Raw genomic sequence first — 15,666 nt, forward strand, 5'->3', positions numbered from 1 at the left:
TACTATAGTAATGGGCGACGCGTTGTCCGCCTCCGTCGGGGGTTATTTTTCAATTATGTAATTCGAGAGCAGAGAGGTTTCCATGAAGCGTTGTTTTCTTTGTCTGGCCATGCTGGCCGTTTTGTGCATGGCGTCCGTCGCCCATGCCGGGAAGGTCGTCATCGCCGTCAGCCAGTTTGTCGAGCATCCGGCCCTGGACGCCGTGCTCAAGGGCTTCCAGGATGAACTCAGGGAAGGCGGCGTGGAAGTGGATTACCGGATCTACAACGCTCACGGCAACATGAGCGTGACCTACCAGATCGCCAACAAGATAGTGAGCGACGAGCCGGACATGATCGTGGCCATTGCCACCCCGCCCGCCCAGGCCTGCCTCAAGGAATATGACAAGGCTCCGCAGCTCAAGGGAACCCCCATGCTCTTCACCGCCATCACCGATCCCCTGGGGGCCGGTTTGGTTTCCAACTACGAGAAGCCGGGCGGCGATGTTACCGGCATGTCCAACCAGATGCCCATGGGCGAACACGTGGACATGATCCGCAAGTTCATCCCCGAGCTCAAGTCCGTGGGTGTCGTCTACAACGTGGGCGAGTCCAACTCCGTTTCCGCCGTGACCCGCTTCAAGGCCGCTGCCAAGGAACGCGGCGTTGCCGTGGAGGAAGTCACGGTCGCCAACTCCGCCGAGGTGCAGCAGGCAGCTACCTCCCTGCTGGGCAAGGTGGACGCCATCTTCGTGCCCACGGACAACACCGTGGTCTCGGCCATGGAAGTGGTGGTCAAGGTCTGCCGCCGTTCGCAGACTCCGCTCTTCGTGGCTGACACCGATTCCGTCGCACGTGGCGCCGTGGCCGCCGTGGGCTTCGACTACTACCTGCATGGCCGCCAGACCGGCGCCATGGCCATCCGCATCCTGAATGGCGCCAAGCCCGGCGACACTCCGGTGGAATTTCAGAAGAAGCTGACCTTCCAGGTCTTCCCCGCCGCCGCAAAGAAGATGGGGCTGGAAGTGCCGCAGAGCGTGATCGATCAGGCGGACAAGGTCATAGAATAAGCGCATTCGCCAGAAGCCGACCGATTCAGACCGCTCTTCCGGCCGGAAGGGCGGTCTTTTTTGGGAGTGAGTCATAGGTTTATTGATCCTTCGGCAAATGAAAGGGGGCATATTCGCCTCGCCGCAACGAGAATCCTTGACCTTGCGGCCCGGTTGTGAAAAGACCGGCTCGCCCCCTGAGGGGCGGAATATAACGGCAGGCATCCTTCATGAGTATGGTAAAACGAATGATCCGCAGCGAGCATGTCCGGCACGGCGTCAAGGTCGGCCTGGCCAGCGTGCTTGCCTATCTCCTGGCTGACTGGGTGGGATTACCCTACGGCTACTGGGCGGTGATCACCACGGTCATCGTCATGCAGATGCACGTGGCCGATTCCATTCGCATGTGCCTGTACCGCTTCTCCGGCACGGCCATCGGCGCGGTCATGGGCATTGCCATGATCCTCATTTTTCCGCCCACGCACTGGTTCACGGTCCTGGGCATCTTTGTCGGGACCGCGATTTGCGCCTACCTGACACGTTATGACGCCCGGTTCCGCATGGCGGCCATCACCGTGTCCATCGTCTACCTGACCAGCCTGGGCACCGACTCCCGGATACCCTTCGGCCTGTTCCGAGTGGCGGAGATCGGCGTCGGGGTGTTGTGCGCCTTCGTCGTTTCGGTGCTGGTCTGGCCCAACCGGGCCGGTTCCACGCTCCGGGCCCGGCTCAAGGGGCAGTTCGAAGACGCTGCCGCCCGCTATGCGCTGCTCATGAGCAATTTTCTTTCCCTGCAGAAGAAGGCCGACCCGGATCTTTTCTTCGACCTGGATGCGGACATCCGCAAGAATACGGAAATGTTCCACAGCGTCTATGCCACGGAACGGCTTTTCTTTCGGGAGGACGTGGCCCTGCTTTCCATGCAGGTGACCGTGATCCGGTCCGTCCTGGAGCGGTTGCAGTCCATGCTTACCCTGCTCAACGAGGTGGAGGGGACCGGGTTCGACATCATCATGGCTCCGGAACTGAACGAGCTGGTGCGTACGACCTCGGAGGCCCTGTGTGCCGTGGGAGCCGGGGAGCCACACGATCCCCGCGCTCTGGCCGCCGCCGTAGTGGCCATCGAGGCGCGTTTCCATGAATTGCGCCAACAGGGCGTGACCCTGCGTTTCGGCGTGCGCCGCCTGTTTCAGGTCCTGGGCTTCATCAACGCGGCCCAGCATCTGGGCGAGTACATGCTGGAAATCCTGAACAGGAAGGAAATGACGGCCGGGGAATAGCGCGCCATCCCCGGGCCGTCTTGCATTTCTTCGCCCTTTACTCGGAAGGGGCCTTCAATTCCAATTGTATGGGCTTGCTCAGCAGGCCGTGGACGGGGCAGCCCCGCAACGCCGCGAAGAGCCGCTTTTTCTGGTCTTCTGGCAGGTCTTCTGGCAGGTCGACCCAGTATTCGAAGGTGGAGCCGTCCGAGTCCTGCTTGAGGGTGACAACGGTCTCCACCTTGTCCAGGGCGATGCCGTGGGCCTCGGCGTAGAAGCGCAGGGTGATGTTCAGACAGGTGGCCAGCGCCGCCTCCAGCAGGCCGAAGGGAGAGATGTGCTCGCCCGCGCCGCCCTTGTCCGCAGGCGCGTCCGTCAGTGCCGTGTGGGCTCCGTCCGTAAATTCCGTCAGAAAGTTCGCTTCGTGGTTCTTGGTGCGAATCATGGTTGTACCTCGTGTACGGGGTTGTTGGGGTAAGGGTATTATCGAGGAGTACCCAATATACCCGCCCGTGCGGAAAGGCAACGAGGTGCAAGGATTTGTTATGCGCCAAAGCGGGCGCCCCACTCTCAGCGAGGGGGCCATGATTGCGACGTCAATAGCCCCGTTGACACTATGGACATTGCGCCGTGTCGGCTTATTCCAAACATAGCCCGGGGCTGAGAGCCTTGCGGAATGAAGCGTTACGAAACAGGCGCAACAGGGCTTACGCCCATGTGGATTCAAACACTCTTGTCGTGCGCATCAGGCAGGGAGTCGTCAGCGCAACTTACCGGTCACTTCGTCCACATCCTGCTTACGGACCTGGTCCAACGGCATGGAGAGCGCCTTTCCCATCTTGAAGTCGATTTTTGTAAGGTCCACCATGCGTACCCTGCGGTTGAACATGGTGTGGTAATAAATAATCTTGTTTTTCGTGTCGTTGAGAACGGTGTATTGCGTTCCGGCCAGTAGACTCGGTCCTGTCGCGCCTGCCGATCCTTCGGATTGCGTGGCCGAGAGGTCGAAGCTGTCCAGTATGCGGAAGGCTTCCTGAACCGTGTCCTCGCCCCCGGTTGTTTTGCGCGCTGTCTGTACGAACGCGGCGGCCCGGACAAAGCGGGAGGGCGAGGTGAAGTCGCCGGGCAGTCCAAGCATGCCGGAGCCGCCAGCCAGGGGAGTGATTTCGTAGTCGCCCCACTTGGTGTCCGCAAAGGGCGTGTTTGAGAGATTGCCGTAATTGCGCAGGTTGGTGAGCTGCCAGTCAAAGGTGGGGTTGTTCGTGATCACGCCCACCGGGTTGTCGAAGACGATCGCCTTGCCGCCCTTGAATTCGATGACGATGGCGTTGCCTGCGGGATCGGTGATCATGGCGTGCAGGGGGAAGGGGATGCCCAGTGCCGGATCGACCACCGGCACGACGCGAATCGCGGATAAGCCTTGCTTGACTTCATCCACTGTGGCGAAGTTGGAGAGAATGTACGTCAGCAGGGCGCTGGGAGCCATGGAGACTGCCGCCTTGCCTGCATCGTACTTGGCGTATTCGGCGAAACCCTTATGAAAGAACATGCCCCCGGCCAGGCCTGCTTCGTTCATGCCGGTATTGATGACCCGATTCATGAGCAGCACGCCGGCGAGGCCGTATTTGGCTTTCCAGGCGATGCCCTTGTCCCCGCCGGGAACGCTGGACTGGAACGACGTGCCGCTCGGGTAGGCCGCAATCTGCGGCTTGAGATCGAATTTACCCCATTCCTGGGTGCGGCCGAAAACCACGGTGCCATCGGCCCCTACGAGCTTGATGCCTGTGCAGGCAACGACCGGAGCCGGCAGGAGAACACTGATAGACAGGATGAGAAGGCAGATGACCCAATGGCGGTGAAGCGACATGATGGCTCCCTGGTTATACCGTGAACTCGCTGATTCGATTTGCGAAGATATAGCCCAACAGGAGTGCCTTAGGCAATCAGGCTATTGCTGATGGGGCGCATTCATCAATGTCCGGGAGAGTGCCGACAGGCCGGAAAAATCCATTTGGGTGGGTTGTTCGAGCTGGTCGGCTCTCATGATCTGTGTGTGGGGGCTGAAAAAGGAAAAGGCCTTACGCGGTGTGCGTAAGGCCTTAAGTTTCCTTGGCGTCCCCAAGGGGATTTGAACCCCTGTTACCGGCGTGAAAGGCCGACGTCCTGGACCAGGCTAGACGATGGGGACAGAAAAGTTCCGGCTTTTAAAAAAGAGGCAGCCGTAACCTGTGCGGCTGCCTCATGGCTTCGATATGGCGTCCCCAAGGGGATTTGAACCCCTGTTACCGGCGTGAAAGGCCGACGTCCTGGACCAGGCTAGACGATGGGGACGCAATATTTGGCTGGGCTGCAAGGACTCGAACCTTGATTAACGGAGCCAGAACCCGTCGTCCTGCCAATTGAACGACAGCCCAGCAGCGAGAAGATGATTTAAGGGTTAGCTTCCCTAAAGTCAACTCCTTTTTTACTCTAATTTTCGCATCGGGATCAAAAGGGTGTTTTGATAACGTTGACGAGAAATTAAGACGGCTTGCAATGGCCGTCACGCCGCTTGCGCGACGGAGCGTGCCGGAAATAACGCTTCCCGGCGAACGATTTCAAAACGGATGCAGAAGCATCCGCAGCAAATTCAAACTAGACGGCGCGGGCGAGCTGCCTGGTGCGCTTCTTCAGCTTGTTGATCTTGCGGCGCAGGCGGTTGCGCTGGGTGCGATCCTCGATGGCGGCCTTCTCGACGCGCATGGCGCGGATCTGCTTCTTGATCTCGGCGATCTGCTTCTTGTAGGGGGAGACCTGCTCCTCATCGACGATGCCGAAGACGTCCTTGATGGAGGAAACCAGCGCGTCCTTCTCCATGCCGGAAGCGCCGGTGATCATGGGCAGCTTCTCGATGATCAGGGCGCGCAGCTCTTTGGCGGTCATCTTTTCCAGGGGCTTGGTCAGGCCAAGCTCGTCAAAGGAAATTTCTTTTACTTCTTCACTCATGGTGTACTCCTTAAAAAGTTCTGTCGCGGCGAACGTCTATTTCTCTTCAAACATTCGCCTGTATGCCCGGTAACACCTTCCCAGCGGGGAATCGGGGTCCAGGTCTTCATCCAACCCGCCCAATTTCTCGGGCTTTTTAAGTTTCCTCGGAGGCTCCGGGGCCTCCCGTCGGATTGCTCCGTCCAAAGGAGTTCTGCCGTTTAGCAGTTCGAACACCACCTTGTCAAAGATTTCCTGACCCAAAAATCCATTCACGATTTCCAGGATCATGGGCGCCAGAAATTGCGCCTCCTGCATGACCATTGGGTCCTCCGCCGCCAGGATGAGCCTGCGCCCCCGGTGGCCTAGCGGGCGGGCGACGGAAGCCATCTCGCCCATGAGGTCGCCCCAGGCCTCCCACAGCCTGATCAGGGCCATGCCGCCCGTGGTGTCGAGCTTGTCGAGGAAGCGGGGCAGGGCGTCGCGGGTGCTGACCACCCGGTTGGCGCGCCCCTTTTTCGTGTAGTGGCGATAGTAACGGACCAAGAGCTACTCCCTGCCGCCTAGCGGAGTCAGGGTTACGGTGATGACGTCGGGCTCGAGCTTGTAGGCCTCGCCGCTGCGTTCCTGTTCATCCACCTCTCTGGCCACCTCGGAGCCCACTTCCTTGGGATCGCCGCCCTTGAGCACACCGGTGATCAGGCCGTCCCGGATGGCCCTGTCGGGCTGGAACTGGCGGGTAACCTTCAGGTCCACCTGCTCGTATCCCTCCTTGACGATGGTGACCAAGTGGTTGCCCTGTCTGTCGAAGGCCACGGTGCACGGCGAGGTGCAGACCTTTTTTCCGTCCGCGTACACGGCCGCACCGAGGGGATTGGTCGAAACCGGAATTCGCTGCTTGGCCGGGCCGCACCCGGTCAGCGGGAGTATGATGAGTATGCCGATGCAGAGCGCCATCGCGCCGAATCTGTTCATGGTCGTCTCCTGAGCCGCCTGGAGCTCCGCCTACATGCAGTGTCTGGCGCGGTAGTTGACGATCAGCGCCGGGCACCCGGGGGACAGGGCCACCTGGATGACGGTGGAACCGATCATGGGCTTGGATATCTCCTGGCTGGAGGAGTACTGGGCCATGATGATCAGGTCCGCATCTGTCCAGCGGGCCCGCTTGAGGATTTCCACGTAGGGGATGCCCTCCCAGCATTCGTAGGAATGGCTGATGCCCGTAAGCGCCTTGTCGAACCGGGTCATGCGCTCCTTGGCCTGGCCGGTGAACACGTCCATGTCCTGCATGTAGTACTTGGGGTTGGGCCTGGTCACGCCGATGTCCAGAACGTGGAAGATATCCAGGTGTGCGTCATACTTGCGGGCCATTTGGGCGGCATAGCAAAGGGTGGAGTCGGACGGGGTGGAGAAGTCGGTGGCAACGACGATCCGCTTGATGTCCGCGTTTTCCTGCATGGCATTGGTTACGACCATGACCGGGCAGAAGACGTTGGAGCAGATCTTGCGGATGGTGGTGTCCACGGAACCCCACATACGGTCCGGGCGGTCGATGGTCGCAGTGTGATGGCCCATGACCACCAGGTCGACGCCTTCTGCATGGATGTAGCGGAGCAGCTTCTCATGAGCCAGCCCGGTGGTCACCTTGATGGAGTGCTTGGGGATGGTGGCCAGATCCTCGGCGTAGAACGCCGCGATCTTGTCCGCCGTTGCCTGCTTCAGGGTCTCCTCGGGGATGGTCTCGTCAAAGGTACACCACGCGTCCTTGCCGATGGGCAGCGAGTGGTACAGGATCAGCTCCGCGTCGTTCCTGCGGGCCAGGTCGAAGGCGGCCTTGGGAGCGGTCTGGGTGTTGACCGCGGGACTGGCCGCCAGCAGGATCTTCTTGAACATGTCGCCTCCTTTCGGGACCGGAAGTATTTCTGATGTCCCGCCATCCGGTCGTGGCGGTTGTCCGTCTCAACTATCGCAATTTCACATCGTCAGGGCAAGTATTATCGGGACCATGCCACAGGTTCGCGGGGATTACCAATCGGTTGGCCGGAAAGAGGGCTGCGCCCGTTCTCCGGGGGCATGTCATTCCCCGCTCTCGCCGGACTCCTGATTGGTGCCGGGCTTTTCGGCGCCCTCAAGCAGATGCAGAACGCCAAGTCCCGCTTCCACGGGATTGACAGACACGCCAACGCTCGTGGAGGTCTTGGTGGACGAGCCGGAGTAGGAGCCATCCTTGTTGAAATGGCCGGAGCTGCTGGAGTGCGACCACTCCTTCTTGGTGCCCACCGAGGGCGCGGCCACTGCTGCTCCCTCCAGAACTTCCTCGGCGGTCTTGACCGGGTTTTCCTCTGCCGCCGAGCCCATGGTCGCGGGTTCGGTAGTCTTGATGCGCGCCCGGTCCTCCGGCGCGAGCTGGTCCGGGGAGATTGTCTCGACGCGTTGCCTGTCTTCCGGGGCGAGTTGATCGGACGAGATCGTCGGGACGGCCTGTTTGTTTATCTGCTCACGATCGGCGGCATCGAGTTGATCCGGGGAAATGACAACAGGCGCGCCGGAACCTTCTGCCTGTGATACTTGCTTAACCGGCTTGTCGGGCACCATTTCGACCACCACGGAGGAGGGGGAGAGCACATAGGCGTCACCGCTTTCTTCGGCCGTCTCCATGTTCAACAGCGCGTTGGAGACCGCGGCCTGATCATTACCGCCTACCGATTTCTGCCACATGCCGGTCTGGACAGCGCCGCGAGTGGCCCTGGCGGTATCGTATTTGCGGCTGATCTGCACATCCACCTGGCGGAATCCAGCCTTTTGCAGCGTCAGGATGTGGGCCTGGGTCTTTTCCAGTTCCACGCTGCATGGGGTAATGCACGCTTGGGCTCCATCGGACAGAACCATGGCTCCCGTCGGGTTGCTGGAGACCGGGATGGTCTGGGTGGCGGCCTTGCACCCGGCCAGGGTCAGGGCGGCGGTTGCCAGCAGGATGATTAGTACACTGATTCTGTTCATGTTTCCTCCGATTTTCCCTTTTATATAGAGCAACGGGCAAGGGAGCTCAACCAAAAGAACTGCAAGCAGGCTTGACGGCGGTCAGCGCTTGCGCTAGAAGTTGAACATTCCATATATCAAGATATCCTGATATAGGACGCGACAAGATGGAAATTATCAAATATTGCAAAGCACTTGCCGATGAAACCAGAGCCAGGCTCGTCAACGTTCTTCTTAAATATGAACTGAACGTGGGCGAGATCGTCCAGGTCATGGAGATGGGGCAGTCGCGGATTTCGCGGCACCTCAAGATCCTGGCCGACTCCGGGCTGGTGGAGGTTCGGCGCGAGGGGCTCTGGGCTTTTTACAAGGCGAGCGAGGAGGGGCCGGGGCGCGCGTTTCTCAACGGCGTTGCAGCCCTGCTGGACGAGGAAGGCGAGCTCAAGCGGGACGGTAACCGGGCGGACAAGGTCATCCGGGAGCGCACCGCAGCAACCCGCCAGTTCTTCGACGACATCGCGCCCGAGTGGGACCGCATGACCGCCGAGGTCCTGGGCGACCTCGACCTGCGCCGGGAGATTCAGGCCCGACTGAGTCACTGCGAGTGCGCGGCCGACATCGGCTGCGGCACGGGCGATCTGCTGGAGATGCTTCACGATCTGTCCGATGAGGTCATCGGCGTGGACAACTCGCCCAAGATGCTGGAGCTGGCCGAGGAGCGGTTCTCGGACGACGCCAACATTTCCCTGCGCATCGGCGAGACCACGCACCTCCCCCTGCGCGACCGGGAAGCGGACTGCACGGTCATGTCCCTGGTCCTGCACCATCTGGCCCGCCCCATGGACGCCATCCGCGAGGCCGAAAGGGTGCTCAGGCCCGGAGGCCGTCTGATCGTGGCCGAGTTTGATCGCCATGACGTGGAGGTCATGCGCAGCGAGTATGGCGACCGGCGGCTGGGCATCTCGCGCGAAAAGATGGTGGGCTGGATGGAACAGACCGGGTTCACGGTGCACGGCACCACGGAATTTGTTGTTAACAAGGGCCTCGTCGTCGTGTTGTACGAGGCGGAAAAAATATAGTCATCAACCAAAGTTGGAGGAATACAATGTCCAAGAACGTCATGCCCGTCGATCCGCAGTGCGAAACCAAGGTCGCTGACATGTCCCTGGCCGAGTGGGGCCACATGGAGATGCAGCTCTCCGAGCGCGAAATGCCCGGACTCATGTCCATCATCGCCAAGTATGGTGAGGAAAAACCGCTCAAGGGGTTGCGGGTCATGGGCTCCCTGCACATGACCATCCAGACCGCCATGCTCATCAAGTGCCTGTACGAGCTGGGCGCTGATATCCGCTGGGCGTCGTGCAACATCTTTTCCACCCAGGACCACGCCGCAGCCGCCATCGCCGACTCCGGCATGGCCAAGGTGTTTGCCTGGAAGGGCGAGACCCTTGAGGAGTACTGGTGGTGCACCGAGCAGGCCCTGACCTGGCCCGACGGCACCGGCCCGGACCTCATCGTGGACGACGGTGGCGACGCCACCCTGCTCGTGCACCAGGGCGTCAAGGTCGAGAAGGACCCGTCCCTGTGCGACAAGAAGTACGACGTCCATGAATTCCAGATCATCATGGATCGTCTGGCCGCCAGCGTGAAGGCCACCCCCTCCAAGTGGACCGGCATCGCCAAGAGGATTCGCGGCGTGTCCGAGGAAACCACCACCGGCGTGCACCGTCTCTACGAGATGCAGCGCGCAGGCGAGTTGCTCTTCCCTGCCATCAACGTCAATGACTCCGTGACCAAGTCCAAGTTCGACAACCTCTATGGTTGCCGCGAGTCCCTGGCCGACGGCATCAAGCGCGCCACCGACGTCATGGTGGCGGGCAAGGTCGTTGTCGTTGTCGGCTACGGCGATGTGGGCAAGGGCTGCGCCCAGTCCATGCGCGGCTTCGGCGCTCGTGTGCTGGTCACCGAGATCGATCCCATCTGCGCGCTCCAGGCCGCCATGGAAGGCTACGAAGTGACGACCATGGACGACGCCGCCTCTCGCGGCGACATCTTCGTCACCTGCACCGGCAACTACCACGTCATCACCGGCAAGCACATGGACGCCATGAAGGACGAGGCCATTCTCTGCAACATCGGTCACTTCGACTCCGAGATCGAGATGGCTCACCTGGAGGCCAATCCCAAGTGCGTCAAGAAGGAGGTCAAGCCCCAGGTGGACAAGTGGACCCTGCCTTCCGGCAAATCCCTTATCGTCCTGGCCGAAGGCCGCCTGGTCAATCTCGGCTGCGCCACCGGCCACCCCTCCTTCGTGATGTCCAACTCCTTCACCAACCAGGCCCTGGCCCAGATCGATCTGGCCCAGAACGACTATGACCCCAAGGTCATGATCCTGCCCAAGAAGCTGGACGAGGAAGTCGCCCGTCTCCACCTGGATCGCCTCGGCGTCAAGCTGGAGACCCTGAGCAAGGAGCAGGCCGACTACATCGGCGTGGACGTGGAAGGTCCCTTCAAGCCCGACCACTACCGCTACTAGTCGTTATTAGCGTATATCAAATGAAGAGGGGGGCCGCTCGGCCCCCCTTTTTTTGTGCTTTGTGCCCCGGTCTACGGGGCAGTCGAAAGACTTGCTACTTGAAGACTTCATCCAGCCAATCGAAGACCTCCAGACCGACCAGCCGCCGGTTTTCCATGAGGCAGTGGTTGGAGGCTCCCTCGTTGGACGGAGTGACCACCAATCTGGATTTCGGATTGGGAAATCCCTTGATGGCTATATCCACCTGCCGCCTTGCCTCGGCGCTTTTGTACTCGCCCTCGCCCAGAAGGATCAGGGCAGGGGCGCCGATCCTGGCCGGATCAAAGGTGTTGCCCGCGTTGGCATTGATAAGCTCGGACGGGTTGTCCGGGTCCACCCCGTACCGCCAGCAGATGGACCTGACCACGTTGGCGTGGAAGGAAGTCCAGGATTGCTTGTCCTTGGCGGTGTCGGTGGCTGCGGGCATGGTGGCGAAGAGCGCTTCGGCGTCGATAACGGCGGCGGACATGATGATCGCCTTGAGCCTGGGGTCGTGCATGGCGGCCTGGGGCACGAAGAGTCCGCCTCCGCTGTAGCCGAAGGCGGCCAGCCTGGCGGAATCGACCTCGCAGCGCTTCAGGAGCAGGTCCACCACGGCTTTCATGGGGACGTAAGTGTCGGTCCGGAAGATATGGCCGGATTGCGGAAGCATCCCCTGGCCCGGCAGATCCACTGTCATGAAGTTGTAGCCGCGTTCGAACGCCTCCTGCGCAATGTAGAAGTACAGGTCCTCGGCAAAGGTCTCGCCGCCGCCGATCATGAGCAGGGTCGGGGCGGGCTTGCCATCGGACAAGGCCGGACGAAAGTAGCCGGGCAGCACGGTGTCCTCAAAGGGAATCTCGATGTATTCCAGGGGCGGATCGAACAGGGGACATGCCTTTTGCATCAATGTACGGGTGCGCTCGGCCCGCTTTGCCAGCTCGGGATTGTCCGGGAGCATGGCGATGAGGGAGATGCGGGCATAATAGGCCGCCCGCAGGTACTGGGTGCGGGCGCTGAGCTTGTGACCGCCTGCAAGGGCCTTATCACCGCGCGCCTCGACCCGGGTGGACAGCTCGAACCACTCCCGGTGCCAGCTGTCCGCATCCCCGTCCTTGATCTTGGACGCGGCATAGAAGATTTCGCCGACCTCTCCGCCGCCGTTGCCCACGGCCCCGAGCACGAGATTGCCGAAGTGGAAATCCATGTCCCCGTCCTGAAAGAAGTAGTGAAATGCAGTGGCGTGGGCGTCAAACGCTTTGCCGTCCTCCGAGGCTCGGGCCATGCCGGGCAGGCAGAGCATTGCGGCCACGAGGACTATCCTGATGGCGCATTTCCAACTTCTTGAATCCTGTGTCATGAGAATCTCCTTCGGCGCGAATCCCGTTTCAAAATTTTGTTCGAATATGACGTTTATGGGATGATTCGTTTCAGAAACTAGGCCTGCGATCAAAAATCAGTGTTGTGAGTTGTCAAACGGGAGGAGCTGTTGTCGCCCACAAAAGATGCCGGATTTAGTCCACGGTTCCATGGGATGAATAAATTACGAATCCAGGCTAACCAGCAACAATAAAATGGCTTTTGGGAAAAGTGCGAATGGCAGTTTATCTAATTGGTCCGTCATGCAGAAGTAGGCAGTCAGGCCAATGGTGATAATGGTGGACAGATAGCCAAGCGCTTGAAATTCTTTCCAGTTCAGAAGAGTCTGCGCCAGATGGTCCACCAACAATAAGGGTGCAATGGGGAGCAGTATGCAAAAATCTGAAAACGAGTTGAGTATTTTCAGTAGCTTGTGTTCAGAATGGATAATGAGGTTGGCGATTTTGAACGCCAGGTAGAAGGGGATTGGGAGGAGTAATGTCCCCCACTGGAAAAAATTTTCAGGTTTATCGTAAAAAATCGAAATGACATAAATTGCATACCCCGCTGTCAGCAGCAGTAGGCCGTGTCCTGAAATGTCGCGGATGAGGTTGAATATGGTTCGCATTCCGGTAACATCCATTGCATGTCTCCCCGCCCGGTCCGAGCGGAGATACGACGTTTCGGTCGTTGGGGCATGAACAAAAAATCTTGTCGTATTGAAGCGGGTTATGAAGAATTACCCAGCAATCATCCTGGCGATATCTCTGGTCCTCTATTTTGCTTTAGGGTCGATATGTAGCATGCGGCTGAATCATTTTCCAGGGAAGAAATAGTCCGGTCACATCGGAGCCCCTTCTTGCGTTGTAAGTTATGCCTTTCCCTCCGACTGGGCGGTCCTGCCCGCCTGCCGCCACAGCCCTTGGGTCGCCGGTGCTGACAAAAAAAGTGGAGCCGCGAGAACACGGCTCCACTCCACATTGCTGATGATGCGTAGCGTCTAGACCTTGGAGTCCAGGTATGCCTTGAAGGCTGCCGCGCCGGGCTTGCTGTCGGCGGTGGTCACGCCGTCGAGCCATTTTTCGTACATCTCGGGGTTGGCCTTGAGCCACAGGAGTCCGGCCTTGGTGAAGCCGATGCTTTTGTCCTTGTGCACGGTGGTCATGATCTGGTTCATCATGGAGACCGGGAACTGCATGTTCTTGAACAACTTGGCCACGTTGGGGTTGTCCTGCTCCAGTCCCTTGCGGATGTTGGTCCAGACCGTGGCGGTGCCGTTGTTGCCACCGAAGGTCTCGTCGGTGCTGCCGGTCAGGTAGGTCATGTCGATGCGCTCGTTCATGCTGTGCGGCGCCCAGCCCAGGAAGACGATCCACTTGTGGTTTTTGGCGTAGGCCTGGACTTCGGAGAGCATGGCCACCTCGCTGGAGGCGACGAGCTTGAACTTGCCCAGTCCGAACATGTTCTTGTCGATCATGTCCTGGATGATCATGTTGCCGTCGTTGCCGGGCTCGATGCCGTAGATCTTCCAGTCCAGCTTGTCGCCGAACTTGGCGATGTCGCTGAAGTCCTTCAGGCCCGCTTCGGCGCAGAAGGTGGGCACGGCCAGCGTGTACTTGGCGCCGGGCATGTTGGCCACATATTTGATGACCTTGCCGCTTTCAAAGAATTTGTTGGCGATATTCGCCATGGACGGCATCCAGTTGCCGAAGAAGACGTCCGCGTCGCCGGTGGACAGGGCGGTGTAGGTGATGGGCACCGAGAAGACTTTGTTTTCCGCCTTGTAGCCGAGGCTTTTCAGGACGGAAACGGCAATTTCGGATTTGATGGTCACGCCGGTCCAGGAGACGCTGGCGACCGTGATCTTGTCCGCTGCTTGTGCGGTGAGGGTGGAGCAGAAAATAGTTGCGATTGCGAGAACGGCGAACAGCGTCCGCCTCAGGCCGGAAGACATCAAACCTCCTATGTTGAGATTGAAGGGGCGAGTGGCGGAACTGGTCCGCCGCCCCCTGTGCGCCACATGCGCGTCAGCTTATTCCGCATCCGGACCGAACCAGTTGATGGGTTGGGTGGCGTGGTTGCGGTAAATATGTTTCACCTCGGTGTACTCCTCCAGGCCGATCTTGCCGAGCTCGCGGCCCAGCCCTGACTGCTTGTAGCCGCCCCAGGGAGCCTGGACGAAGTAGACGTTGAAGTCGTTGGCCCAGACCGTGCCGAACCGGAGCGCCTTGGAGACTCGCTCGATGCGGTCCGGGTCTCGGGTCCAGAATCCGGCGGACAGGCCGTAGATGGTGTCGTTTGCCCTGGAGACGGCCTCCTCCTCGGTGGCGAAGCGTTCCACGGTGATGACAGGGCCGAAGACCTCCTCCTGCACGATGCGCATGTCGTTTTCGCATCCCGTGAACAGGGTGGGCAGGTGGAAGTAACCGCTCTGAAGGTCTGGATCGTCCGGGCGTTTGCCGCCCAGCAGGAGCGTGGCTCCTTCCTCCTTGGCGATCTCGACGTACCCTTCCACCTTGGCCAGGTGATCGGCGGAGATGAGCGGCCCCATCTGGGTCTTCTCGTCAAAGCCGTTGCCGACCACGATCTTCTCCATGCGCGCCTTGAGTGCGTCTACGAAACGGTCATGGATACCGGCCTGGACCATGACCCGGGCCCCTGCGGAGCAGATCTGCCCGGCGTGGAAGAAAACGCCGTTGAGGGCGTAGTCCACGGCCAGGTCGAGGTCCGCGTCGTCGAAGATGATGTTGGGGTTCTTGCCGCCCAGTTCCAGGGCGACCTTTTTCACGTTGTCTGCAGCCGCGCGCATGATGGTCTTGCCCGTGGCGATGCCGCCCGTGAACGAGATCAGGTCAACGCCGTGGCTTTCGGCCAGCTCCGCGCCCACTTCCGCGCCCGGGCCGAGCACGGTGTTGACCACGCCGGGAGGAAAGCCCGCCTCTTCGGCCAGTTCCGTGACCTTGAGGGTGGTCAGGGGCGTGATTTCGCTCGGTTTCATGACGATGGTGCATCCGGCGGCCAGGGCCGGAGCCATCTTCCAGGAGGCCTGGAGCAGAGGGTAGTTCCACGGCGAAATCTGGCCGCAGACGCCCACGGGCTCACGGATGACGGTGCTGGTGGAGCCCGGATTGGGCGAGGCGATGACCTCGCCGCCGTCCTTGTCCGCCAGCCCGGCGAAGTAGCGGAAGATGCCTGCGATATCGTCCATATCCCAGCGGCTCTCCTCCACGGTCTTGCCGGTGTCCAGGCTCTCCAGCCGGGCCAGCTCCTCGTGGTCGCGCTCGATCAGGTCGGCCAGCTTGAACAGGAGCCGTGCCCGCTCCGTGGCTGGTGTCTGCGGCCAGCCGCCGTGGTCGAAGGCAAGCCTGGCCGCCTTGATTGCCGCCTTGGCGTCCTCGCGGTCGCCCTCGGCCACCACGGCGACCACAGAGGCGTCGTAGGGATTGAGAATCTCGCGGGTCTTGCCGAACAGGCTGTCCACCCACTGCCCGTTGATGAAGTGTTTTCCGGTGAGCATGTCGTTT

At 60.1% G+C, this 15,666-nt stretch carries 15 protein-coding genes and 3 tRNA genes; 4 read left to right on the forward strand and 14 right to left on the reverse strand.

Annotated features, from left to right (window positions below):
- Positions 1-82 precede the first annotated feature (82 nt).
- Positions 83-1,048, forward strand: a complete 966-nt coding sequence (locus tag GM415_RS09780; protein WP_158947686.1) for an ABC transporter substrate-binding protein — start codon at positions 83-85, stop codon at positions 1,046-1,048.
- 209 nt (positions 1,049-1,257) lie between these two features.
- Positions 1,258-2,307 (forward strand): FUSC family protein, encoded by a 1,050-nt coding sequence (locus GM415_RS09785; RefSeq protein WP_158947688.1) that lies wholly within the window; start codon positions 1,258-1,260, stop codon positions 2,305-2,307.
- Between the two features lie 37 nt (positions 2,308-2,344).
- On the opposite strand, the gene GM415_RS09790 is transcribed toward GM415_RS09785, so the two are convergent.
- From GM415_RS09790 to GM415_RS09835, 10 genes are all read right to left on the reverse strand, one after another.
- Entirely contained in the window at positions 2,345-2,731 is a 387-nt protein-coding gene (locus GM415_RS09790; protein WP_158947690.1) for an OsmC family protein, read from the reverse strand.
- A gap of 315 nt (positions 2,732-3,046) precedes the next feature.
- Positions 3,047-4,153, reverse strand: coding sequence for a linear amide C-N hydrolase (locus GM415_RS09795; protein ID WP_158947692.1), 1,107 nt, complete (start codon positions 4,151-4,153; stop codon positions 3,047-3,049).
- 243 nt (positions 4,154-4,396) lie between these two features.
- A tRNA-Glu gene (locus GM415_RS09800) sits at positions 4,397-4,474 on the reverse strand.
- A gap of 65 nt (positions 4,475-4,539) precedes the next feature.
- Positions 4,540-4,617: transfer RNA gene (locus tag GM415_RS09805), tRNA-Glu, on the reverse strand.
- An 8-nt stretch (positions 4,618-4,625) separates the two neighbouring features.
- Positions 4,626-4,700: transfer RNA gene (locus GM415_RS09810), tRNA-Gln, on the reverse strand.
- A gap of 220 nt (positions 4,701-4,920) precedes the next feature.
- On the reverse strand, positions 4,921-5,271 hold the full coding sequence (locus tag GM415_RS09815) for a hypothetical protein (protein ID WP_158947694.1): 351 nt from the start codon (positions 5,269-5,271) through the stop codon (positions 4,921-4,923).
- A 36-nt stretch (positions 5,272-5,307) separates the two neighbouring features.
- A complete protein-coding gene (locus GM415_RS09820; RefSeq protein ID WP_158947696.1) occupies positions 5,308-5,796 on the reverse strand; it encodes a DciA family protein in 489 nt (162 codons plus the stop codon).
- Positions 5,797-5,799: 3 nt separating this feature from the next.
- Complete coding sequence (locus tag GM415_RS09825; protein WP_242012219.1) at positions 5,800-6,225, reverse strand: PEGA domain-containing protein; 426 nt, start codon at positions 6,223-6,225, stop codon at positions 5,800-5,802.
- A 30-nt stretch (positions 6,226-6,255) separates the two neighbouring features.
- Complete coding sequence (locus GM415_RS09830; RefSeq protein ID WP_158947698.1) at positions 6,256-7,143, reverse strand: universal stress protein; 888 nt, start codon at positions 7,141-7,143, stop codon at positions 6,256-6,258.
- 183 nt (positions 7,144-7,326) lie between these two features.
- Entirely contained in the window at positions 7,327-8,250 is a 924-nt protein-coding gene (locus GM415_RS09835; RefSeq protein WP_158947700.1) for a PEGA domain-containing protein, read from the reverse strand.
- A gap of 146 nt (positions 8,251-8,396) precedes the next feature.
- Here GM415_RS09835 and GM415_RS09840 point away from each other — a divergent pair, with 146 nt between their 5' ends.
- Together GM415_RS09840 and ahcY are read left to right on the forward strand one after the other, a co-directional pair.
- A complete protein-coding gene (locus tag GM415_RS09840; RefSeq protein ID WP_158947702.1) occupies positions 8,397-9,308 on the forward strand; it encodes an ArsR/SmtB family transcription factor in 912 nt (303 codons plus the stop codon).
- Between the two features lie 26 nt (positions 9,309-9,334).
- Complete coding sequence (ahcY, locus tag GM415_RS09845; RefSeq protein ID WP_158947704.1) at positions 9,335-10,765, forward strand: adenosylhomocysteinase; 1,431 nt, start codon at positions 9,335-9,337, stop codon at positions 10,763-10,765.
- A 94-nt stretch (positions 10,766-10,859) separates the two neighbouring features.
- Here the strand turns inward: ahcY and GM415_RS09850 are convergent, their stop codons facing one another.
- The 4 genes from GM415_RS09850 to betB all read right to left on the reverse strand — a co-directional run bounded on the left by GM415_RS09850 (position 10,860) and on the right by betB (position 15,659).
- On the reverse strand, positions 10,860-12,143 hold the full coding sequence (locus tag GM415_RS09850; RefSeq protein WP_199244280.1) for an alpha/beta hydrolase family protein: 1,284 nt from the start codon (positions 12,141-12,143) through the stop codon (positions 10,860-10,862).
- A 183-nt stretch (positions 12,144-12,326) separates the two neighbouring features.
- Positions 12,327-12,785 (reverse strand): hypothetical protein, encoded by a 459-nt coding sequence (locus tag GM415_RS09855; protein ID WP_158947706.1) that lies wholly within the window; start codon positions 12,783-12,785, stop codon positions 12,327-12,329.
- Positions 12,786-13,142: 357 nt separating this feature from the next.
- Positions 13,143-14,096 (reverse strand): ABC transporter substrate-binding protein, encoded by a 954-nt coding sequence (locus GM415_RS09860; protein WP_158947708.1) that lies wholly within the window; start codon positions 14,094-14,096, stop codon positions 13,143-13,145.
- A 78-nt stretch (positions 14,097-14,174) separates the two neighbouring features.
- Positions 14,175-15,659, reverse strand: a complete 1,485-nt coding sequence (gene betB / locus GM415_RS09865) for a betaine-aldehyde dehydrogenase (protein WP_158947710.1) — start codon at positions 15,657-15,659, stop codon at positions 14,175-14,177.
- Positions 15,660-15,666 lie beyond the last annotated feature (7 nt).

This window comes from Pseudodesulfovibrio cashew (assembly GCF_009762795.1).
Taxonomy (GTDB): Bacteria; Desulfobacterota; Desulfovibrionia; order Desulfovibrionales; family Desulfovibrionaceae; genus Pseudodesulfovibrio; species Pseudodesulfovibrio cashew.

Bases quoted from the DNA above. Each gene is read 5' to 3' on its own strand.
- GM415_RS09780 (WP_158947686.1), top strand. From the start codon at position 83: ATGAAGCGTTGTTTTCTTTGTCTGGCCATGCTGGCCGTTTTGTGCATG.
- GM415_RS09785 (WP_158947688.1), top strand. From the start codon at position 1,258: ATGAGTATGGTAAAACGAATGATCCGCAGCGAGCATGTCCGGCACGGC.
- GM415_RS09790 (WP_158947690.1), bottom strand. From the start codon at position 2,731: ATGATTCGCACCAAGAACCACGAAGCGAACTTTCTGACGGAATTTACG.
- GM415_RS09795 (WP_158947692.1), bottom strand. From the start codon at position 4,153: ATGTCGCTTCACCGCCATTGGGTCATCTGCCTTCTCATCCTGTCTATC.
- GM415_RS09815 (WP_158947694.1), bottom strand. From the start codon at position 5,271: ATGAGTGAAGAAGTAAAAGAAATTTCCTTTGACGAGCTTGGCCTGACC.
- GM415_RS09825 (WP_242012219.1), bottom strand. From the start codon at position 6,225: ATGAACAGATTCGGCGCGATGGCGCTCTGCATCGGCATACTCATCATA.
- GM415_RS09830 (WP_158947698.1), bottom strand. From the start codon at position 7,143: ATGTTCAAGAAGATCCTGCTGGCGGCCAGTCCCGCGGTCAACACCCAG.
- GM415_RS09835 (WP_158947700.1), bottom strand. From the start codon at position 8,250: ATGAACAGAATCAGTGTACTAATCATCCTGCTGGCAACCGCCGCCCTG.
- GM415_RS09840 (WP_158947702.1), top strand. From the start codon at position 8,397: ATGGAAATTATCAAATATTGCAAAGCACTTGCCGATGAAACCAGAGCC.
- ahcY (WP_158947704.1), top strand. From the start codon at position 9,335: ATGTCCAAGAACGTCATGCCCGTCGATCCGCAGTGCGAAACCAAGGTC.
- GM415_RS09850 (WP_199244280.1), bottom strand. From the start codon at position 12,143: ATGACACAGGATTCAAGAAGTTGGAAATGCGCCATCAGGATAGTCCTC.
- GM415_RS09855 (WP_158947706.1), bottom strand. From the start codon at position 12,785: ATGGATGTTACCGGAATGCGAACCATATTCAACCTCATCCGCGACATT.
- GM415_RS09860 (WP_158947708.1), bottom strand. From the start codon at position 14,096: ATGTCTTCCGGCCTGAGGCGGACGCTGTTCGCCGTTCTCGCAATCGCA.
- betB (WP_158947710.1), bottom strand. From the start codon at position 15,659: ATGCTCACCGGAAAACACTTCATCAACGGGCAGTGGGTGGACAGCCTG.